This window comes from Streptomyces sp. AC550_RSS872, assembly GCF_019049285.1.
GTDB lineage: Bacteria > Actinomycetota > Actinomycetes > Streptomycetales > Streptomycetaceae > Streptomyces.
In genome coordinates this window covers 104,046-123,296 of record NZ_JAGMUL010000060.1, presented here as the reverse complement: position 1 = coordinate 123,296, position 19,251 = coordinate 104,046, and the positions used below count along the sequence as shown (strand labels likewise).

The following is a 19,251-nucleotide window of genomic DNA, read 5'->3' as shown; positions in this document are numbered from 1 at the left end:
GTGGTGGGTTTGGGTCAACTGGGTGGGGGTGGGGGTGGGGTGGGGCTTCGGTTCATCTCCGCGTGGCCGTCGGCCCACGCGCGCTCGTACCCCGAATGCCCGGCCGCCGCGCATGTCCCAGGAGCAGACGCACCGCCTCGGCGGGACCAGGGCGTGCTCCACCGCGTCGTTGGTCACGCGTTGACTCTCGCCCGCGGGGCTTGTCTGACCTGGCCCCGTGGGTGAGGGTGGAGCCCCGGCCGGTGGGTTGATCGGGCCGCGCGTCTTGGTCGCTGCCGAGGCAACTGATTGGCTGGCCGTCATGACTGAGCTCGGACCCGTCGCCTGGCCGCCTGCCCCGATCAGGACCGAGAGGCTTGTACTCCGTGAACCCGAGGCCCGGGACCGCGCGGCGGTCATCGAGCTGCTGGCCTCGCCGGAGGTGGGCACCTACATCGGTGGCCCTCGACCGCGTGACGAGCTCGAGCGCGCGATGCCCGCCGTGCCCAGCGGGCGGCCCGGCCTCTTCGTCGTCGCTCTCGACGGAGCGATGATCGGCCAGATCACGCTCACCAGAGAATCAGGGCACCTTCGTCAGGCTGCCGGGAAGGCCGAGCTCGGCTACCTGTTCCTGCCGCAGGCGTGGGGGTACGGATACGCCGCCGAGGCGTGCGCAGCGGCACTCGACTGGTTCGCCGGCGCGCTTCCCGGCGAACCAGTGGTGCTCGCCACCCGGACCGCCAACCTCCGCTCGATGCGCCTCGCGGCGAAGCTGGGGTTCGTCGAGGCGGAGCGATTCGAGGCCTACGGCGCCGAGCAGTGGTTCGGCATGTGGTCCTCTGCCATGCCGTCCGACTGAGCTTGTGCTCGACCTGAGGCGAAGGCTGTTGGCGTCAGTTCACACACCCGGAGATCACCCTGTGCGGGCTACTCGGGCTGTGTGTGGGCGGACTTCTCCGTACAGCTGCGGGCGACGGTATCGGCGAAGACCCGGGCGAGCGGGGTGAGGGAGTCCCAGCGGCGGACGGCCCAGCCGACCGGGAGCGGGGGCAGATCGGGGATGGGGACGAGGCGGAGGGGACCGTCACCGGGTACTTCCCAGCCGGGCAGTACAGGCACGACGGCGTGACCGAGGCCGAGCTCCGCCAGCAGGAGGGCGGTGTCCCAGTCGGCGACGCTGGTGTCGGAGCTGCTTCGGACACCGAGTTCGGCGAACGCGGCGTCGAGGCGGGCGCCTGAGGTGGAGTTCTGCGGGAGCCGGATGAGGCTGATGTCGCTGAATTCGGCTGTGTTGACACAGGGCCGGCCTGCGAGCGGATCGTCGGTGCGGACAGCCAGTACCCAAGGCAGGGCGACGACGGGGCGCTGTTCGATACCGCGTACTGGGCCGCCGATCGTGACCCAGGCGAGGTCCAGGTTGCCGGCGGTGAGGGCGTCGAAGCAGTTGCGGCTGGAGGTCTCTGTCCGGAACTCCAGACTGACCTTCGGGTAGCGCTGCCGGAAGGCGACGATGGCCTCGGACATGAAGTGCCGCACGGTTGTTCCGCCCGTGGTCACGCGCACGGAGCCGCTGTCGCCGTTGACAAGGTCCCCGAGACGCCGCAGGGCCAGATCCAGACCGGCGATGCTGTCCGAGGCGGCGTCGCACAGGACGCGCCCCGCGTGTGTGGGCACGACGCCTCGTGGCTGGCGCTCCAGGAGGCTCACACCGGACTCTCGCTCCAACCGCTTCACATGCTGGCTCACCGCTGACTGCGTGCAGTCCAGCTCCCGGGCGACGGCGCTGAGGCTTCCCGCTCTGCACACGGCCACGAAGACGCGCAGGTCCTCCAAAGTCATATCCCCAAGCTACAGCTTGGGGATGGCTAGAAATCCATAGGATTGACTGGGGTCGTGGGGGTCCAGGATGATCAGTGCAGGGCCCGGGCGGCAACCCGTCCGACGCTTTCGCAGGGTCCGGACCACAGGCGAAGGCGCGGACGGGTGCCGACCTCAAGTGACGGAAGGACACAGCCCTGTGCCTGCTTCTCCTACCGTTGCCGACCGGGCCATGGCGCTACTGCGCAAGCTCGGTGCTGCGGACATCGCCCACCCGGGCGGCACTCTCGTCGCCCATCTCCAGCGCGTCCAGGGACAGCTCGCCCTATGGGGCGCCCGCCCCGCCCTCCAGGTCGCGGGCCTGTGTCACGCTTTCTACGGCACCGACGGCTTCCCCACCGCCTTGCTGTCTCCGCGCGGCCGCACCGAACTCGCAGAGGTGATCGGTGCCGAGGCCGAAGCCATCGTGTATCTCTACGCGTCGTGTGACCGTAAGGTCACCTATCCGACGCTCGCGGATGCCGACGGAGCCTTCCGGAATCGGTTCACCGGCCGTCTTCACACTCCGGAGCCGCAACTTCGCCGAGACTTCGCCGAGTTGTCGGCCGCCAACGAACTCGACCTTGCTCGCATCGATCCTGCCTTCCGCGAGAAGTGGGGAGCCGAACTCCTCGCCCTTTTCGCCCGATTCCAACCTCTCCTGAGCCGACCTGCTTGGTCAGACTGCCGCATGGTGCTTGCCGCGGCTCCGCAGGACTAGCCGTACGGGGAGGGGACGAAGCGCTCTTCGAGCGGTTGAGCAGGTGACTTCTGTCCCCGGCGCTCGGCCGAGCCACGGCAACCTCGTGACCCGGCGGTCCCGCCCCGCCCCGCCCCGCCTCCGATCCGAGGCGGGGCGTCAGTCCGCGGAGCCCCTCTCCGGCGCCCCGTCGCCCACGGTGTCCGGATGTGAGACGCGGCTGGCGGACTGGTCGTCGGTGTGGTCCGCCTCTTGCGGGTCGATCGTGGCCGCCCAGCGTTCCGCCCAGCGGGCGAGGGGGTTCAGGGCGTGGCGCGCCTCCTGTCCCAGCGGGGTGAGCTCGTAGCGGCTGTCCGGTAGTTGGTGAATCACCTGGGCATCCAGCAGTTCGGTCAGGCGCTGCCGCATCACGCTGGAGGACATGTCGTCGCACCGCTTCTGCAAGGGGCGGAATCCGAGCGGGCCCGCGCGAAGCTCCCACAGGATGCGCAGACTCCACCGCCGCCCGAACAGATCGAGTGCGGCCATGAGAGGGCGGCCGGTGGTCGAGCCGCGAACAGGACTGCCAGGTCTGGGTGTTGCCATGTCGGGATGTCCAGCTCTCCAGGGTTGATGCTTCGAATTCCGACACGCTAGCATCGGTGACCGCTTCGGAAATCGAAACGGAGGGGCTGTGGTGGCACCTGCCCTGACGACCTGGGTGAGAGGCGTTCCTGAAAGCCCGAGTCGACGGAGGCGAGACCGGCTGGGAGGACCAGTACCTGCGCACGGTGCCCCGAGTCCGACATCGGCGCCGAGTCGCACGGACGGCTCACCAGGAACCTGTTCGTGACGGGGGGGCGGGTGACCGGCACGCGGGAGATCGAGTACAGGATCCACCAGGTCCTGCAAACCGGCCCAGCGGAACTTCAGCGCTGCCTCGTCAGCGGTTGCCGCCACCAAGCCAACGTCCACTCAGAGCTGGAGACCAGATGACCACGACCGAGTTTCCCTCGGCGGCAGCACGGGCCGCCGCCGCTGCCGCCCTGGCCGAGGACGCGTCAGGGAAGGACATCACCACCGAGTGGAGCGTTCCCGAGGACCTGGCGGCCACGGCCGAGATCCGCACCCGGCAAAGCGGCATCGCCGCCGGCCTCCCCGTGGTCGCCGAGGTCTTCGCGCAGGTCGACCCCGAGGTCAAGGTCGAGCCGGCCGTCGCCGACGGCGCCCGACTGGCCGACGGCCAGGTCCTGGTGCACTTATCCGGTTCGGCGCGCAGCCTGATCACCGGGGAGCGTACGGCGCTGAACTTCCTGCGGCGCATGTGCGGCATCGCGACGCTGACCGACCGCTACGTACAAGCTGTGGCAGGGACCAGGGCGCGCATCCTGGACACGCGCAAGACGGTGCCGGGCCTGCGCGCCCTGGACAAGTACGCGGTCACCGCCGGCGGCGGCCACAACCACCGCCTCGATCTCGCGGCGATGGTCCTGCTCAAGGAGAACCACATCGCCGCGGCGGGCGGGGTGACCGCCGCGATCGAGGCGGTCAGGCGCGGGATGGCGCGCACCGGGCAGACCGTGGAGAGCGATGTCGAGGTGCAGACCGTCGCACAGGCCGTCGAGGCCCTCGACGCCGGAGCCCGCTGGATCATGCTCGACAACATGCCGGTGGCCGACATCGAGCAGGTCGTGAAGGTCCGGGCCGGGCGGGCCGACGCTGCCCGGATCCTGCTGGAGGCCTCGGGCACCATCCGCCTGGACACAGTTCCCGTCGTCGCCGGGACGGGCGTCGACCTCATCTCGGTCGGGGCGTTGACGCACAGCGCGCCCGCACTGGACCTGACCATGCTGCTGACCACCGGCCCGGTGCCATGTCCGAGGTAGCGGTCGTCGACGCGTGTCAGCGCGACGGCGCGGGTGGCAGCCCGACCGCCGTCCTGGATGATGCGCCGTTCACCGACGAGGAGCGACGCCGCATTCCCACGGAGTTGGTTACATCGCACGCCGTCTTCCTCCGCGCGACCGGAATCGAGCGTCGCCGGCCCGCGTACACACTGCGGTTCTTCACCGCCCAGGACGAACTGCCCGCCTGCGGCCACGGCACCGTCGCCGCCCTCGCCGTGCTCGCCGAACGGGAAGGCGGCGACCACGACTACCGCGCCGCCCTGCGTACGGCCCACCGCAGCTTCGACGGTCGGGCAAGCCGAAACGGTGACGGCCTGACGGCGTCGTTCGACCCGGGCCCGGTCAGCCTGCGTGGCACCGGTGGCCCCGAACTGAGGGCAGTCGTAGGCGGCCTCGGACTGACAGAGGACGCGGTAGCCGGCGACGCCTGCGTGGCGTCGAACGGGCGGCCGAGGCTTCTGCTCCCCATCCGATCCCGCGCCGCACTGGCCGAACTCACGCCGGACTTCACCCTGTTGCGCGCAGCCTGTGACCGCTACGGGCTGCTGGGCTGCTACGCCTACTCGCCCCCGGACCGACACGGCCGAGCAGCAGCCCGGATGTTCGCCCCGTCGATCGGCGTCCCCGAGGACATCGCCAACGCCAACAGCACGGCCTGCCTGGCAGCGCATGCTGCCGGGTTCGGCACACACCGCCTCGTTGTCGACATGGGTGATCACCTCGGCAGCCCGTCCACCATCACAGCGACCGCCCACCGCGACCGCACGGGGCACCGGATCCGAGTCGGCGGCCAGGCGGCGATCGTGCGCACGGTCATGCGATGAGGCCTACGCGCTCAAGGCGAGGGTGCCGGTCCGCAGAAGGTCCAACTGTTCAGGCCGCCGCCCTTCCGGCGAGGCCGGTCATCGACTCGACCGGCTCCGACCGCAGCCCCAGCCGGTTGATCGAAGCCGTCCGACTTCGACGCCGTCTCCGTCGGCTCGCTGACCCACAGCGCGCCGGCGATGGATCTGAATATGTCTCTGGTGATCAATTCCGAACACAGGAGGAACCGTGGCCAAGGGCTACTGGGTCAGCGTCTACCCCACCATCACAGACCCTGAGGGGCTTGATGTCTACAACGAACTGGCCGGTCTGGCCGTCAAGGCTGCCGGCGGGCGGGTGCTCGCCGGCATCGGCAGCCGGGTCGTCGCACACGAAGCCGGAATCGCCGAGCGCGTTGTCCTGATCGAGTTCGACAGCTTCGAACAGGCGGTCGCCGCATACGAGAGTGCGGCCTACCAGAAGGCGCTGGCCGAACTCCCCGACGGCTTCGAGCGCGACTTCCGCATCATCGAAGGCCTCGACTGACGACCGACGGATGCCGGTAGCCGGACAACCAGCGCAGATTCGCCGCCAGCACCGGATCGAGCACGCCCACCCCCTCGAAACCCCAGCCCACCCGTGCGCAGGCCGCTGCCGTGACCTCGAACTTCACCGCGTCCTCGGGCTCGATCCGGTCGTCGGGACGCACATCCAGCACCACACCCGTGCCGTCCCGACGGCGCACGAAGTAGTCCGGGGTATGGCTGGTACGGCGAGTCCGGCTGCCGGACCGCCATGAGAGCCGGAACGGCCGCCGAGCGTCGTCGTTGCCCGCTCGGCGGTGCTCGGCTCTCACCTGTGTGCTGATAGGACGTCGCGGAGAGCGAGAGGGGAGCGGCCGGTCAGCTGGGTGTAGTCGTCTCGGACTCGATCCCAGCGCTGTTCGCGCACTGAGGCGAACATGGACGAAAAGGCGTAGAGCCACCAGGGGTCCAGGCCGGTCGCCGCCGTCTCGGCACAGTACGTGTCAGCCGGGATATCCACGTAGGCGACAGGCGTCGCCCACGCTTCCGCCGTGATCGAGGCGATGCCTGCCACGTCCACCGACTCGGGTCCCGTGATGTCATGGTGACGGCCGGTCGGCTCACCCACCGCCAGGGCTGCGAGGGCGTGTGCCACGTCGTCCCGCGCTACCAGGGAGACCCGGCCATCCGCTGCCGGAAGCCTCAGCAGCCCGGTCGCGCGCGCCTCGGTGAGCCAGCCTTGGAAGAACTCGATGTACAGCGAAGCCCTGGCGAACGAGCACGGGACGCCGGAGGCAAGAAGCAGATCCTCGGTGAGCCCGTTGACCACGGCATAGCAGAACGGGGACGCCGTGTCTGCGTCAACGCTGCTCAGCGCCGCGACATGGCCGACGCGCTCAGCCGCCGCGGCGGCGACAACATTGCGGTGGTGCAGCAGCACCCGTGCGTCGGGCCCGTCACTGGAGACGAAGACCAGAGTGTCCACGCCCTTCAGTGCCGCACGCAGAGCGGCCGGATCGGCGTAGTCGGCAACGGCGACCTCCACCTGCGGCCCAAACGTCTCGGCAGGCAGCCTCCGCCTGGTCATCGCTACGACGTCCACGTCGGCCCGGTCCGCGAGCAACTGCACGACCCGTCCGCCCAGGCTGCCCGCCGCCCCCGTCACCGCGATGCGCATCGTTGCCCCCGTCGCCTTGTCATCAGTCGCACAACCGTAGGCGGTCAAGCGCGGCAGCGGCTCAGAAAGGGCGAGACAGAACAGCAGATGGCCAAGGCTGTTCGAGACACACGGGTAGATGGCTCAGTCGGACCGAGGCCGGCCCACCTCCAGTGAGACAGGTCGCGTGCTCAGGATCAGCCCTGTCCACAGTGGCGTGGCGCACTTTTGCAAGCGGGTGCTTGCAATAGTTAGCGACGGTGAGGCAAGGTGGAGGCATGGCATCGCTCAACGTCGGCAATCTCGGTGAGTATCTGCGCGAGCAGCGGCGCACTGCGCAGCTGTCGCTGCGGCAACTCGCCGATGCCGCAGGGGTGTCCAATCCGTATCTGAGCCAGATCGAGCGCGGGCTGCGCAAGCCGAGCGCGGAGGTGTTGCAGCAGGTCGCCAAGGCGCTGCGGATCTCCGCCGAGACGCTGTACGTGCGGGCCGGGATCCTCGACGCCGAGCGGGACCGGGACGAGGTGGAGACGCGCGCTGTCATACTCGCCGATCCCACGCTGAACGAGCGGCAGAAGCAGGTGCTGCTCCAGATCTACGAATCCTTCCGCAAGGAGAACGGGTTCGGGATATCCCCCGAGGCGGGGGAGACGGACGAGGCTGCCGAGGCAGTCCAGCGAGCAGCCGAAGCCGTCTCGGCGGGCCAGGACACGGTGCAATCCGAGCAGAGCGATACGACCGACATGGGCGGCGCGACCGACATGGACCGCACCGGCGGCTCGAACGGCTCGAACGCCACGGACGGCACGGACGGCTCGAGCGGCGCCGACCGAGAGTCCGCCGCGCGCCGTACCCGCAAGGCCGGCAGCACCAGCAGTACCCGTAGGACCGGCAACACCCGCACGACCCGTACCACCCGCACGACCCGCAACACCCGTACCTCCGGTGGCAGCGACGCCGACCCGGAGAACCCGATCGACCCCCAGCAGTCGGCGGGCTGACCGCAAGCTGCCGTACGCGCGACCCCCGTCCGCGTCGGCGAGCATCGGCCCGGCCGATCGCGGGGACCCAAAACCCTCACCTCAGAGCAAACCGGGAGGACCATCACCATGGCCATCACCGACGACCTGCGTAAGACCCTCAGCGACCCGACCCCGCTCTACTTCGCCGCCGGCACCGCCGACCTGGCCCTTCAGCAGGCCAGGAAGGTGCCCGGCCTGGTGGAGCAGCTGCGTGCCGAGGCGCCGGCGCGGTTCGAGGCCGTGCGCAACACCGACCCGAAGGCCGTCCAGGAGAAGGCCACCGCCCGCGCCAAGGAGGCGGGTGCCAAGGCGAAGGAGGCTCAGGAGAGCTTCCAGACGAAGGTCAACGAGTTCGTCAGCGGCCTGGACACCGACATCAAGAAGTTCGGCACCAACCTGGACGCGGACTTCAAGAAGCTCGGCAGCAACCTCGACGCCGACATCAAGAAGTTCGGCGAGAGCGCCCAGGACATCGCGCTGCGCACCCTCGGTGTCGCCGCCGAGTACGCCGTGAAGGCCCGTGAGACCTACGAGAAGGTCGCCGAGCACGGCGAGCAGGCCGTGAAGACCTGGCGTGGCGAGGCGGCCGAGGAGATCGAGGAGTTCGCGGTGGCCGTCGAGCCGAAGGCCGAGCCGGTCGAGGCCAAGACGGGCAACGCGGGGAAGGCCGAGGCCGAGCCGGCCGAGACCGTGCCCGCCGCCGAGACCGCCCCGGCGAAGAAGGCCCCGGCCAAGAAGGCCACGGGCGCGCGCAAGACCACCGCCAAGAAGACGACTCCGCCTGCCAAGTAACCCCCCGGCCAACCCCGGGCCAACCCGCCCCAAGTGCCCGCCAGGTCACACGGGCGGGTGAAACGGGGCCGTCGGGCACGGGCCGGGCACTTAACAGGTGCTCGGCCCGTTGTTCGGGTAGCCGGCCTGCGGTTGCGGGTACGGTGACCGCGTGGATACGAGCCGAGTCGGGTGGTGGACGTAGTGCTGATGCAGGGCTTCGCGGGGTTCATGTGGCTGCTGAGCATGGCCCTGATCCTTTTCAGCGGCTTTGCGCTGATCGACGCGGCCATCCGCCGCGAGGACGCCTACCGCGCTGCCGACAAGCAGAGCAAGCCGTTCTGGATGATCATCCTCGGGCTCGCCTTCGTGGTGAACCTGATCTTCAACATCCTGTCGTTCCTGCCGATCATCGGCCTCATCGCGACGATCGTGTACATGGTGGATGTACGCCCCGCGATCAAGGGCCTCCCCGGCGGTGGCCGCAGCAGAAGGGGCTCGAGCAGCGACGGCCCGTACGGCCCGTGGAACGGCGGCCGCTGATCAACGCCCCTCAGGGGTAACGCCCAACGGGGCGCAGGGCTGCACCGATGTGCGGCTCCGCCCCGTGCGGGCCCCAAACAACGGCGAGCCCCTCAAACCCCCCGGTCCAGCAACAGCACCGCCACGTCGTCCGCCAACTCGCCCCCATTGAGGTCCCGGACCTCATTGACCGCGGCCCGCAGCAACGCCTCCCCGCGCAGCCCCTCGGACAGCTGCCGGCGGACCATGGACACCATGCCGTCCTGCCCGAGCCGTTCCCGCCCCTCACCGACGCGCCCCTCGATCAGGCCGTCGGTGTAGAGCATCAGGGACCACTCCGCCCCGAGCTCCACCTGCATCCGTGGCCAGCGAGCCCCGGGCAGCAGCCCGAGCGCGGGCCCGTTGTTCTCGTACGGCAGCAGCCGCGCCGCCCTCCCAGGCCGCGCGAGCAGCGGGGACGGATGCCCGGCCAGGCACAGCCCGGCGCGTCGGCCGTCCGGTGCGATGTCCACCGTGCACAGCGTCGCGAAGATCTCGTCGTCGGCCCGCTCATGCTCCAGGACCTGCTGTAGCGTGCCCAGCAGCTCGTCGCCGCACAGCCCCGCCAGCGTCAGTGCCCGCCAGGCGATCCGCAGCTCCACACCGAGCGCGGCCTCGTCGGGCCCATGGCCGCAGACGTCGCCGATCATGGCGTGCACGGTGCCGTCCGCGGTACGGACGACGTCGTAGAAGTCACCGCCCAGCAGCGCACGCGAGCGCCCCGGGCGATACCGCGCGGCGAACCGCAGCGAGGAGCCCTCCAGCAGTGGCGTCGGCAGCAGACCGCGCTCCAGGCGACGGTTCTCCTGGGCCCGCATCCGGCCCTCGGCGAGCCGGCGCTCGGCCGTGTCGGAACGCTTCCGCTCCACGGCGTACCGGATCGCCCGGCTCAGCAGCCGTCCGTCCAGTTCGTCCCGGAAGAGGTAGTCCTGGGCGCCGACACGCACGGCTTCCGCGCCGCGCTCGGCGTCGCCGGAGGCGGTGAGGGCGAGGACGGCGTGCCGGGGCGCGAGCTCCAGGACGTGCTTGAGTACGCCCAGCTCGTCCCCGTCGTCGGTCCGGCCGGGCGCGGGCAGCGCGAGGTCCAGCAGGATGCAGTGGACGTCGTCGGTGAGCAGCCGTTCGGCCTCGGTGAGGTTGCGGGCGGTGCGCACGCGGATCGGCTTGCCGGCCGAGTCGAGCAGCTCGGGCACGATCGCTGAGCCGCCGGGATCGTCCTCGATCAGCAGCAGCGTCAGGTTGGTGTGGCTGGTGTTCTCGACCGTTGTGTCCTTACGCGGGGCCTCTTCCGTGGAGGTGCCGCCTGGGGACGCGGCCTGCGCCTGACCACTCTCCACGGCCGGGATCGCTCTCTGCCGCGGTATGGGTGCGGGCATCGTCTGAGTTCCTTCCCTCCCCCCGAGGGCATGGTGGGAACGAGGGGTCTCGATCCACCGACGGGGACCATAGCGGTTGTCGGCGCCGCAACGGAATGGTGTGGCGCACGCCGGATGGGCGCTGGCCGCTGTCATATGCCGCGTTCCCTACCGCAGTTGGACAGCCTGGGGGGCGCCCAGGGATGACGAACGTCACGTCACTACACAGACGGGGAACAGGGTGACGTGGGTTGGGTCACGTGGCGGGGATCACGACCCGCCGCCCTGACATCCCCCTCGGCCCACCCCCGCAAGTCACCCTCAATGCTTACGCATCGGGTCGAACCACCCCGAGGATCGGCATCGATCCGGCCCCCGCGACCGTCACCGTCCGTCCCGGCCGCGGGGCGTGGATGATCGCGCCGTCGCCGACGTACAGGGCGACATGGCTGGCGTCGTCGTTGTAGATGATGAGGTCGCCGGGGCGCATGTCCTCGATGTCGATGTGCTTGAGCTGCTTCCACTGCTCCTGCGAGGTCCGCGGAATGCCGCTGCCGGCGCTCGCCCAGGCCTCCGAAGTGAGGCCTGAACAGTCGTATGTCGTGGGGCCCTCGGCGCCCCATTCATACGGTTTGCCCAGCTGGGCCGTGGCGTATTCGATGGCCTTGCGACCCTTTTCGGATGCCTCGCCCTTGATGTCCTTCAGGATGCCGGAGTCCAGCCAGGCGGTCTGCGCCTTGTGCGCGGCTTCCGCCTCCAGCTCGGCGAGGCGCTCCTTCTCTTCCTCCTCCAGCTGGGATTCCAGCTTCTCGGCCGCCGCGATCTGCTTCTTGATCTTCTTCTTGGCGGCGGCCTTGGCCTTGCGGCCGTCCTCCAGCTTCTGCCACTGGGCGGAGGCGTCCTTGGCGTACTGCTCCAAGTCCTGCTGGGTGCGGGTCATTTCCGCCAGCAGCCCCTTGGTCGCGCGCTGCCCCTGGAGCACCCGGCCCGTGCCGTCGAGAAACGCCTGCGGGTCATCGCCGAGCAGCAGATGCGCCTCGTCGGGCAGTCCGCCCGAGCGGTACTGCGCGGCGGCCGCGGCGCCCGCGCGCTTCTTCAACTCGGCGAGCTTCTCCTGGCCTTCGACGATCTTCTGGGCCAGCGCGACGATCTGGGCGGACTGCTGCTCGGCCGCCTCCTCGGCGGCGTTGTACTCGTCGGTGGCGACGGCGGCCGAGTGGTAGAGCTTGTCCAGCTTCTTGCGCACGGCCTCGAGGTCGTCGTTCGACGTGGTGCTCGGGGACGGTGAGGCGCTCGGGGTCGGTGAAGGTGCCGCGAACGCCGTTCCTGGTACTCCCAGAACGGTGACCGCGCAGACAACGGTCACGGCCGCAGCGACCAGGCCGCGCTTGCCCGAACCCATACCGGTGCCCCCAAACTGATGTCCCGTCAGTAACTTACGGGGGATCGTGCCATGCCGACGCGCAAAGTGACAGAGGTCTGCTTCCCCCCTTTCCCTCCCCGTCATGACGATCTCCCCGCCTTTGTGACGAACGACTCCCGGAGATCGTTCCCCCGGACGCGCCCTCACCATCCCCGCGGCGCCAACGCCTCCCACAGCACCGTCACTTCCCCCTGCCGCCACCGCCCCGGCCCATCCGCCACCGGCCAGTCAGCGGCAAGCTCCCGCACGGCCCGGATCCAGCGCTGACGGGCACCGTACGAGGCGTAGGGCGCCGCAGCGGCCCAGGCCCGGTCGAAGTCCCGTAGAAACGCATGCACAGGCTCACCGCTCACATTGCGATGAATCAGCGCCTTCGGCAGCCGCTCGGCAAGATCCGAAGGCCGCTCCAACGACCCCAGCCGAGCGGCGAAGGTCACAGTGCGAGGCCCCTCCGGCCCGAGCGCCACCCACACATGCCGCCGCCCGACCTCGTCACAGGTCCCCTCGACAAGCAGCCCACCACGGCACCCGCCCCCCGGATCCGCCGGCGCAAGCCGCGCACACAGTCGCTCCCAGACCCCCGCGACCTCCCCCTCCTCGTACTGCCGCAGCACATTGGCCGCCCGCACGAGCACCGGCCGCTGCGCGATCGGAATCTCGAACCCTCCGTGCCGAAAGACAAGCCCCACCCGCTCATACGGTCTGGCGGCGGCGACCCGGTCCGGCTCGATCTCCAGGCCGACGACCCGAACCCGAGGGGCAACGGCCCGCAATCGCCCGAGCAACTCGACGGCGGTCCAGGGGGCGGCGCCGTACCCGAGATCGACAGCCACGGGCTCGGCGGCCCGCCGCAAGGCGGCGCCATGCACATGGGCGATCCACCGATCCATACGGCGAAGCCGGTTGGGATTGGTGGTCCCGCGGGTCACCGTTCCCACGGGACGGACGCGGGCTGTCATGCGTACGAGGGTAAGTCCCGACCTCCGACGGTCTCGCACACCCCTCGGCAGCCTCCACGCACCCAAGCCTCGAACGGTTGAGCGACATCCGGTAATTCCTAGGCAAAAACCACCCCACCAGGAATGGGAACTCCGCCCTCCGCTGTTGCACCCCCTTGGAGGGTCCCGCGCCCTCCCCCAGGCATGCCCGCAGCAAGGAGGACCACGTGAGCCACTACGTCAACAGGCTCGGGTGGCGCCACCGCCGCCCCCGCCGCGTAGCCATGCTCAGCGTGCACACCTCACCGCTCCACCAGCCCGGCACAGGCGACGCCGGCGGCATGAACGTCTACATCGTCGAACTCGCACAGCGCCTCGCCGCGATCAACATCGAGGTCGAGATCTTCACCCGCACCACCGCGACCGACCTCCCACCCACCGTGGAGCTGGCCCCGGGCGTACTCGTCCGCCACGTGGACGCGGGCCCGTACGAAGGCCTCAACAAGGAAGACCTCCCCGCCCAGCTCTGCGCCTTCACCCACGGCGTGATGCAGGCCTGGGCCGGCCACCGCCCCGGCTACTACGACCTGGTCCACTCCCACTACTGGCTCTCCGGCCACGTGGGCTGGCTCGCCGCCCAACGCTGGGGCGCCCCCTTGGTGCACGCCATGCACACCATGGCCAAGGTCAAGAACGCCAACCTCGCCGACGGCGACACCCCCGAGCCCGCCGCCCGAGTCATCGGCGAGACCCAGATCGTCACGGCCGCGGACCGCCTGATCGCCAACACGTCGGAAGAGGCGGACGAACTGGTACGCCACTACGCCGCAGCCCTCGACAAGGTCGCGGTGGTCCACCCCGGCGTCAACCTCACCCGCTTCTCACCGGCCGACGGCCGAGCCGCCGCCCGAGCCCGCCTCGGCCTCCCCCAGGACGCCCTGATCCCCCTGTTCGCAGGCCGCATCCAGCCCCTCAAGGCGCCGGACATCCTCCTGCGCGCCGTAGCCGTCCTCCTGGACGAGCACCCCCACCTCCGCTCCCGCATCCTCGTCCCGATCGTCGGAGGCCCCAGCGGCAGCGGCATGGCCAGGCCCGAAGGCCTCCAGAAGCTCGCCGCCCGCCTGGGCATCGCGGACGTCGTACGGTTCCACCCGCCCGTCGGCCAAGAGCAGCTAGCGGACTGGTTCCGCGCGGCATCCGTGCTGGTCATGCCCTCGTACAGCGAGTCCTTCGGCCTGGTGGCCATCGAGGCGCAGGCGGCCGGCACCCCCGTCCTGGCGGCAGCCGTGGGCGGCCTCCCGGTGGCGGTCCGGGACGGCCGTACGGGCTACCTGGTCCAGGGCCACAACCCGGCCGACTACGCGCGCGTGCTGCACGGCTTCGCCGAGAACCCCGACCTGTCCCCCCGGATGGGCGACGCCGCGGCCCGGCACGCCCAGTCCTTCGGCTGGGACACCGCGGCCGCCGCCACGGCGGACGTCTACACGGCCGCGATCCAGGCCCACCGCCGTCGCGTACGCTCCCACCATGGCTGACGCACAGAAGGCGGAGCAGGTCGTCGCGCAGGTCGTCGAGGGAGCCCTGAAGGACGCCGACCTCGAATGGGAGAGTCCGGCCCCCGGCAACTACGTCGTCAGACTCCCCGGCATCCGCAAGCTGTCGACGACGGTCTCCCTCCTCGTCGGCCGCCACTCCCTCTCCCTCAACGCCTTCGTCATCCGCCACCCGGACGAGAACGAACCCGGCGTCCACCGCTGGCTCCTGGAGCGCAACCTCAAGCTGTACGGCGTGAGTTACGCGGTCGACCGGCTCGGCGACATCTACGTCACGGCCAAGCTCCCCCTGACCGCAGTCACCCCCGACGAGATCGACCGTCTCCTCGGCCAGGTCCTCGAGGCGGCGGACGGCGCCTTCAACACGCTCCTGGAACTCGGCTTCGCCTCCGCGATCCGCAAGGAGTACGAGTGGCGCGTGGCGCGCGGCGAGTCGACGCGCAACTTGGACGCCTTCGCTCACCTGACCAAGCGATCCGCGGACTGAACTCAGATCCGTACCAAGTAAGGGTGTGGCCCTTCGAGGGCTGGACCGGCAATCGGCCAACGTCCGCCCGCTTCACCCACTGGAACATCCGGGGTCACCAACGGCCGCGCAATCCGTACGACGCTCAGCGCGCGCTGCCCCGGTAGCGTCCCGGCGGCACGCCCACCAGCTTCCGGAAGTGCCGGGTGAGATGGGACTGGTCGTAGAAGCCGGTCGCGGTGGCCACCTCGGCCGGCGACCGGCCCTCCAGGAGCAGCCGACGGGCCCGGTCGACGCGGCGGGACATCAGGTACTGGTGCGGTGCGATGCCGTACGCCGTGCTGAACGACCGTACGAGATGGGCGGGATGGGCGTGCAGGAGCCCGGTCGCCTCGTCGAGGGCGAGGCCCTGCACGACGCGCTCGTCGAGGAGTTCGCGCAGCCGGCGGGCGAGGGCGGGGTCGCGGCGCGGGACGTCTGCGACGGCTTCGGGCCGCAGGTGGGCGCGCAACCGGTCGCCGATGAGGGTCAGCCTGCTGTCCGCCTCCAGTTCGTCGCCGGGCCGGGCGAGGGCGGTGTGCAACTGGCCGACGCGCAGCCGGAGCACCGGGTCCCGCAGGTCGGGGGAGTCGACCGCCCGGCCGATCAGGTCCTCGCCCAGCCGACTGCTGTCCAGGTACAACACCCGCTTGCGGAAGCCGTGCGGGGTGGCGGGGGAGCCGTTGTGCGGGACGTGCGGCGGCAGCAGGGTCACGGTGTCGTGCGGGGTGCCGTGCTCGTGCCGCTCGAGGTCGTACCGTACGGCGCCGTCGTCGACGATCAGCAGCGTCCAGGCCTCGTGGACGTGCATCGGGTACGCGTACTCGGTGAAGTGCGCGTGGAAGACCTCGGTGACGCCCGGGACGGAGGGGCGCCACGCGGAGACTTCCTGGCGGTTCCGTGCGGCGGCCATGCAAAGAACGTACAAGACGGGGTCGTACGGCGGCCGCGAGTCTCGTCGTATGAGCAATGTGAGCCATGAGAGCCATGAGAGCCATGACAGCCCTGCGAGCCGTACGACCGACCAGGCGCCTGTCCGTTTCGACACGAAGATCGCCGTGCTGCTGCGCGACGACCTGGAGACCTGGCAACGCCTGAACGTCACCGCGTTCCTGGTCAGCGGCCTGGGCACGCAGCTCCCCGAGTTGATCGGGGAGCCGTACGAGGACGCGGACGGGGTGCCCTATCTGCCGATGTTCCGCCAGCCGGTACTGGTCTTCGAGGGTACGAAGGAGACCCTGACGACAGCCCACGCGCGCGTGCTGTCCCGTGCTCTGCCGCGCGCGGTCTTCACTTCCGACCTGTTCACCACGGGCAACGACCGGGACAACCGGGCGGCGGTGCGGGCCGTGCCGACGGGGGAGCTGGATGTGGTGGGGCTGGCGGTGTACGGGCCGAGGAACGCGGTGGACAAGGTGATGAAGGGGGCGCGGATGCATCCGTGAGGGCGCGGCGCCTCCCTGCGGACGCATCCCCGCAGGACCTGGTGATGCGGCTGGTCAGGCGGGGCTGACCTCGGGCTTCGTCGTGGCGGCCGGGGTTTCGCCGGCGGCGGGCTCCGCGGCGCCCAGTCGGCGCATCAGAACGGCGTACCCGATCGCCGCCGCCGTACCGATGACCGCGCACATCCCCCACAGCCACTCGGCGCCGAAGCGGTCGATGACGAGGCCGGACATCAGGGGCGCGACGAGGGCCGCCACCGACCAGGACAGGGTGTACATGCCCTGGTACCGGCCACGCCCCTGTGCCGGCGACAGCCGTACGACGAGCCCGGTCTGGGTGGGCGCGTTCAGCATCTCGCCCAGCGTCCACACGCACACCGTCAGCGCGAAGACGCCGACCGAGCCGGCGAACGCGGTGAGGCCGAAGCCGTATCCGGCGAGCAGGGACGAGACGACGAGGATGCGGCCCGTGTCCCGGCGTTCGATGAAGCGAGTGACCGGGATCTGGAGCGCGACGATGAGGACCCCGTTGACCGCGATGGCGAGCCCGTAGTCGGCGGGCGAGAACCCGGCCGCGCCCATGGCCACCGGCAGCCCGACCGCCCCCTGCTGAAAGACGAGGGCGACGAGGAAGGACAACCCGACGACCCCCATGAACCGCCGGTCGCGCAGCACGGTCCCGAGCCGGACCTCCTCCTCGCCGTCACCCTTCTCGGTACCGGTCTGCCGGGGCGGCCGCGATTCGGGCAGCTTCACGAACACCACGACCGCGCAGACGGCCGTCATCCCCGCCTCGATCAGGAACCCGGTGAGGTAGCTGACCTCGGCGATGAACCCGGCGGCCATGGAGGAGACGGCGAACCCGAGGTTGATGGCCCAGTAGTTGAGGGAGAAGGCACGCACCCGGTCCTCGGGCCGGACGATGTCGGCCATCATCGCCTGTACGGCGGGCCGGGAGGCGTTGGAGGCGGCGCCGACGAGGAAGGCGACGGCGGCGATGGCGACGGGGTGGTGCATGAACCCGAGGAGCGCGACGGAGGCGGCGGTGGACGCCTGGGCGACGAGCAGGGTGGGCCGCCGCCCGAGCCGGTCGGTCATGACGCCGGCGCCGATGGACGAGACGACACCGCCGAGGCCGTGGAGGGCGGCGACGAGACCGGCGTAGGTGGCGGAGTACCCACGGTCGAGGGTGAGGTAAAGGGCCATGAACGTGGCGACGAAGGCCCCGAGCCGGTTCACCAGCGTGCTGGTCCACAGCCACCAGAACTCGCGGGGGAGCCCGGAGACGGTCTCTCGGGTGGCACGTCTCAGGGCGGCGACGGGCATGAAGGGTCCCCCACGGAGAAGACTCGGAAAACGCGGATGTAAGAAGCCAAAGCGGCGAACGCAACTTACAAGCGAGCCGCTCCGCGAGGCCACTCAATTAACAGATCCCGTCAACCGTCCGCTCCTCGGGCGGGGGGCACACCCGGCCGAAGCCGTGGATTACGCTCGGACGCATGGCCGACGCACCGTACAAGCTGATCCTCCTCCGCCACGGCGAGAGCGAGTGGAACGCGAAGAACCTGTTCACCGGCTGGGTGGACGTCAACCTCAACGAGAAGGGCGAGAAGGAGGCGGTCCGCGGTGGCGAGCTCCTGAAGGACGCCGACCTCCTGCCCGACGTGGTCCACACGTCCCTCCAGAAGCGGGCGATCCGCACGGCGCAACTGGCCCTCGAGGCCGCCGACCGCCACTGGATCCCGGTCCACCGCAGCTGGCGCCTGAACGAGCGCCACTACGGCGCCCTCCAGGGCAAGGACAAGGCCCAGACCCTCGCCGAGTTCGGCGAGGAGCAGTTCATGCTGTGGCGCCGCTCCTACGACACGCCCCCGCCGCCGCTCGCTGACGACTCGGAGTTCTCCCAGTCCTCCGACCCCCGCTACGCGACGATCCCCCCGGAGCTGCGCCCCCGCACGGAGTGCCTGAAGGACGTGGTCGTCCGCATGCTCCCGTACTGGTACGACGGCATCGTCCCCGACCTCCTGACCGGCCGCACGGTCCTGGTCGCGGCCCACGGCAACAGCCTCCGCGCCCTGGTCAAGCACCTCGACGGCATCTCCGACGCCGACATCGCGGGCCTGAACATCCCCACCGGCATCCCGCTCTACTACGAGCTCGACGCCGACTTCAACCCGGTGACGCCTGGGGGGAAGTACCTGGACCCGGAGGCTGCTGCGGCGGCTATTGAGGCGGTCAAGAACCAGGGCAAGAAGAAGTAACGCGACGCCAGTAAGCCCCCGACCTGCGGTTTCTTCGTGGGGCGGGGGCTTCTTGGTGGGGCTGGGCTGCCTGTGGCCTCCGAAGAAGGCGCAGCTCCGGCGCACTTGCCGTCAAGGAGACCGCGCCTCCCCAGCAGCGTCCCGTGCTGCGGGGGCCCGGGCTGGACATGTGCTGCCGCAACGCCGCATCACGGCCCACCTCAGTCGTGTCCTCCCCGCATGCCTGCCGGGGCTACAGGGCAGGCCAAGGATCCTCCTTGGAGCTTCGTGCCCATAGCGTGCCCTTAAGAGCGGAAAGCAGCGGTCAACAGCGGCGCAAACCGGCCCACGCAACCACTCAAGGACTTGACGTATGCCCAGGTCAGAGGCATAGCACCCGCCCAAGCGCCGTCGCTTCCCAAGCTGAGAGCGCGAGTTCGATTCTCGTCACCCGCTCTTTCTGAAGCCCCAGGCCAGTGGCCTGGGGCTGTGTTTTGGCTTGGCCCTTGGGAAGTTTCCGGCATGTGAAGCCTTC

General features: G+C 69.9%; 21 protein-coding genes. 12 read left to right on the top strand and 9 right to left on the bottom strand.

The features are described from left to right. The first annotated feature begins 301 nt into the window (after positions 1–301). Positions 302–838 (top strand): GNAT family N-acetyltransferase, encoded by a 537-nt coding sequence (locus KUM44_RS24845; protein WP_217211198.1) that lies wholly within the window; start codon positions 302–304, stop codon positions 836–838. Between the two features lie 68 nt (positions 839–906). On the opposite strand, the gene KUM44_RS24840 is transcribed toward KUM44_RS24845, so the two are convergent. After that, positions 907–1,818, bottom strand: a complete 912-nt coding sequence (locus tag KUM44_RS24840; RefSeq protein WP_217211197.1) for a LysR family transcriptional regulator — start codon at positions 1,816–1,818, stop codon at positions 907–909. A gap of 211 nt (positions 1,819–2,029) precedes the next feature. Here KUM44_RS24840 and KUM44_RS24835 point away from each other — a divergent pair, with 211 nt between their 5' ends. Continuing rightward, a complete protein-coding gene (locus KUM44_RS24835; protein ID WP_217211218.1) occupies positions 2,030–2,557 on the top strand; it encodes a DUF6817 domain-containing protein in 528 nt (175 codons plus the stop codon). 138 nt (positions 2,558–2,695) lie between these two features. Here KUM44_RS24835 and KUM44_RS24830 read toward each other — a convergent pair whose 3' ends face one another. Beyond that, positions 2,696–3,064 carry a helix-turn-helix domain-containing protein gene (locus KUM44_RS24830; protein ID WP_217211196.1) on the bottom strand — a complete coding sequence of 123 codons (369 nt, stop codon included), beginning with the start codon at positions 3,062–3,064 and terminating at the stop codon, positions 2,696–2,698. A gap of 443 nt (positions 3,065–3,507) precedes the next feature. On the opposite strand from KUM44_RS24830, the gene nadC reads away from it, so the two are divergent. From nadC to KUM44_RS24815, 3 genes are all read left to right on the top strand, one after another. Continuing rightward, the gene (gene nadC, locus KUM44_RS24825; RefSeq protein WP_217211195.1) at positions 3,508–4,401 is read left to right on the top strand and encodes a carboxylating nicotinate-nucleotide diphosphorylase; all 894 of its coding nucleotides are present in this window, start codon (positions 3,508–3,510) and stop codon (positions 4,399–4,401) included. Next, positions 4,389–5,246 (top strand): PhzF family phenazine biosynthesis protein, encoded by an 858-nt coding sequence (locus tag KUM44_RS24820; protein WP_217211193.1) that lies wholly within the window; start codon positions 4,389–4,391, stop codon positions 5,244–5,246. Before nadC ends, KUM44_RS24820 begins: the two co-directional genes overlap by 13 nt. A gap of 229 nt (positions 5,247–5,475) precedes the next feature. Next, the gene (locus KUM44_RS24815; protein ID WP_030243046.1) at positions 5,476–5,772 is read left to right on the top strand and encodes a DUF1330 domain-containing protein; all 297 of its coding nucleotides are present in this window, start codon (positions 5,476–5,478) and stop codon (positions 5,770–5,772) included. On the opposite strand, the gene KUM44_RS24810 is transcribed toward KUM44_RS24815, so the two are convergent. Then, on the bottom strand, positions 5,753–6,082 hold the full coding sequence (locus KUM44_RS24810; protein WP_308402713.1) for a TnsA-like heteromeric transposase endonuclease subunit: 330 nt from the start codon (positions 6,080–6,082) through the stop codon (positions 5,753–5,755). The genes KUM44_RS24815 and KUM44_RS24810 overlap by 20 nt on opposite strands. Next, a complete protein-coding gene (locus KUM44_RS24805) occupies positions 6,079–6,927 on the bottom strand; it encodes an NAD(P)H-binding protein (RefSeq protein ID WP_217211189.1) in 849 nt (282 codons plus the stop codon). The genes KUM44_RS24810 and KUM44_RS24805 overlap by 4 nt, the downstream gene beginning before the upstream one ends. A 257-nt stretch (positions 6,928–7,184) precedes the next feature. Between KUM44_RS24805 and KUM44_RS24800 the strand changes: the two genes are divergently transcribed. From KUM44_RS24800 to KUM44_RS24790, 3 genes are all read left to right on the top strand, one after another. Then, positions 7,185–7,907, top strand: coding sequence for a helix-turn-helix domain-containing protein (locus KUM44_RS24800; RefSeq protein ID WP_217211187.1), 723 nt, complete (start codon positions 7,185–7,187; stop codon positions 7,905–7,907). A 108-nt stretch (positions 7,908–8,015) separates the two neighbouring features. Further along, a complete protein-coding gene (locus KUM44_RS24795; RefSeq protein ID WP_217211185.1) occupies positions 8,016–8,720 on the top strand; it encodes a hypothetical protein in 705 nt (234 codons plus the stop codon). Positions 8,721–8,909: 189 nt separating this feature from the next. After that, positions 8,910–9,242, top strand: a complete 333-nt coding sequence (locus tag KUM44_RS24790; RefSeq protein WP_217211217.1) for a DUF2516 family protein — start codon at positions 8,910–8,912, stop codon at positions 9,240–9,242. Between the two features lie 92 nt (positions 9,243–9,334). On the opposite strand, the gene KUM44_RS24785 is transcribed toward KUM44_RS24790, so the two are convergent. The 3 genes from KUM44_RS24785 to KUM44_RS24775 form a co-directional block, all read right to left on the bottom strand. Beyond that, a complete protein-coding gene (locus KUM44_RS24785; protein ID WP_217211184.1) occupies positions 9,335–10,636 on the bottom strand; it encodes a PP2C family protein-serine/threonine phosphatase in 1,302 nt (433 codons plus the stop codon). 307 nt (positions 10,637–10,943) lie between these two features. Further along, a complete protein-coding gene (locus KUM44_RS24780; protein ID WP_217211183.1) occupies positions 10,944–12,017 on the bottom strand; it encodes a C40 family peptidase in 1,074 nt (357 codons plus the stop codon). Positions 12,018–12,181: 164 nt separating this feature from the next. After that, the gene (locus tag KUM44_RS24775; protein ID WP_217211216.1) at positions 12,182–12,976 is read right to left on the bottom strand and encodes a class I SAM-dependent methyltransferase; all 795 of its coding nucleotides are present in this window, start codon (positions 12,974–12,976) and stop codon (positions 12,182–12,184) included. Between the two features lie 227 nt (positions 12,977–13,203). On the opposite strand from KUM44_RS24775, the gene mshA reads away from it, so the two are divergent. Both mshA and KUM44_RS24765 read left to right on the top strand, forming a co-directional pair. Further along, complete coding sequence (gene mshA, locus KUM44_RS24770; protein ID WP_217211181.1) at positions 13,204–14,511, top strand: D-inositol-3-phosphate glycosyltransferase; 1,308 nt, start codon at positions 13,204–13,206, stop codon at positions 14,509–14,511. Further along, positions 14,504–15,016, top strand: a complete 513-nt coding sequence (locus KUM44_RS24765) for a YbjN domain-containing protein (RefSeq protein ID WP_217211179.1) — start codon at positions 14,504–14,506, stop codon at positions 15,014–15,016. Before mshA ends, KUM44_RS24765 begins: the two co-directional genes overlap by 8 nt. A 124-nt stretch (positions 15,017–15,140) precedes the next feature. Here KUM44_RS24765 and KUM44_RS24760 read toward each other — a convergent pair whose 3' ends face one another. Continuing rightward, entirely contained in the window at positions 15,141–15,947 is an 807-nt protein-coding gene (locus KUM44_RS24760) for an AraC family transcriptional regulator (protein ID WP_217211177.1), read from the bottom strand. Between KUM44_RS24760 and KUM44_RS24755 the strand changes: the two genes are divergently transcribed. After that, positions 15,946–16,479 carry a DUF2000 domain-containing protein gene (locus KUM44_RS24755; protein ID WP_217211176.1) on the top strand — a complete coding sequence of 178 codons (534 nt, stop codon included), beginning with the start codon at positions 15,946–15,948 and terminating at the stop codon, positions 16,477–16,479. The two genes, KUM44_RS24760 and KUM44_RS24755, sit on opposite strands and share 2 nt — an antisense overlap. A gap of 54 nt (positions 16,480–16,533) precedes the next feature. Here the strand turns inward: KUM44_RS24755 and KUM44_RS24750 are convergent, their stop codons facing one another. Beyond that, positions 16,534–17,802: an MFS transporter gene (locus KUM44_RS24750; protein WP_217211174.1), complete on the bottom strand. Its 1,269-nt coding sequence runs from the start codon at positions 17,800–17,802 to the stop codon at positions 16,534–16,536. A gap of 173 nt (positions 17,803–17,975) precedes the next feature. On the opposite strand from KUM44_RS24750, the gene KUM44_RS24745 reads away from it, so the two are divergent. Then, complete coding sequence (locus KUM44_RS24745; protein WP_217211172.1) at positions 17,976–18,737, top strand: phosphoglyceromutase; 762 nt, start codon at positions 17,976–17,978, stop codon at positions 18,735–18,737. Positions 18,738–19,251: the final 514 nt, after the last annotated feature.

Coding starts and splice junctions, on each gene's coding strand:
- KUM44_RS24785 (WP_217211184.1), bottom strand. CDS start 10,636: ATGCCCGCACCCATACCGCGGCAGAGAGCGATCCCGGCCGTGGAGAGT.
- KUM44_RS24805 (WP_217211189.1), bottom strand. CDS start 6,927: ATGCGCATCGCGGTGACGGGGGCGGCGGGCAGCCTGGGCGGACGGGTC.
- KUM44_RS24795 (WP_217211185.1), top strand. CDS start 8,016: ATGGCCATCACCGACGACCTGCGTAAGACCCTCAGCGACCCGACCCCG.
- KUM44_RS24790 (WP_217211217.1), top strand. CDS start 8,910: ATGCAGGGCTTCGCGGGGTTCATGTGGCTGCTGAGCATGGCCCTGATC.
- KUM44_RS24840 (WP_217211197.1), bottom strand. CDS start 1,818: ATGACTTTGGAGGACCTGCGCGTCTTCGTGGCCGTGTGCAGAGCGGGA.
- KUM44_RS24830 (WP_217211196.1), bottom strand. CDS start 3,064: ATGGCCGCACTCGATCTGTTCGGGCGGCGGTGGAGTCTGCGCATCCTG.
- KUM44_RS24800 (WP_217211187.1), top strand. CDS start 7,185: ATGGCATCGCTCAACGTCGGCAATCTCGGTGAGTATCTGCGCGAGCAG.
- KUM44_RS24845 (WP_217211198.1), top strand. CDS start 302: ATGACTGAGCTCGGACCCGTCGCCTGGCCGCCTGCCCCGATCAGGACC.
- KUM44_RS24755 (WP_217211176.1), top strand. CDS start 15,946: ATGCAAAGAACGTACAAGACGGGGTCGTACGGCGGCCGCGAGTCTCGT.
- KUM44_RS24750 (WP_217211174.1), bottom strand. CDS start 17,802: ATGCCCGTCGCCGCCCTGAGACGTGCCACCCGAGAGACCGTCTCCGGG.
- KUM44_RS24835 (WP_217211218.1), top strand. CDS start 2,030: ATGGCGCTACTGCGCAAGCTCGGTGCTGCGGACATCGCCCACCCGGGC.
- KUM44_RS24745 (WP_217211172.1), top strand. CDS start 17,976: ATGGCCGACGCACCGTACAAGCTGATCCTCCTCCGCCACGGCGAGAGC.
- nadC (WP_217211195.1), top strand. CDS start 3,508: ATGACCACGACCGAGTTTCCCTCGGCGGCAGCACGGGCCGCCGCCGCT.
- KUM44_RS24765 (WP_217211179.1), top strand. CDS start 14,504: ATGGCTGACGCACAGAAGGCGGAGCAGGTCGTCGCGCAGGTCGTCGAG.
- KUM44_RS24760 (WP_217211177.1), bottom strand. CDS start 15,947: ATGGCCGCCGCACGGAACCGCCAGGAAGTCTCCGCGTGGCGCCCCTCC.
- KUM44_RS24820 (WP_217211193.1), top strand. CDS start 4,389: ATGTCCGAGGTAGCGGTCGTCGACGCGTGTCAGCGCGACGGCGCGGGT.
- KUM44_RS24780 (WP_217211183.1), bottom strand. CDS start 12,017: ATGGGTTCGGGCAAGCGCGGCCTGGTCGCTGCGGCCGTGACCGTTGTC.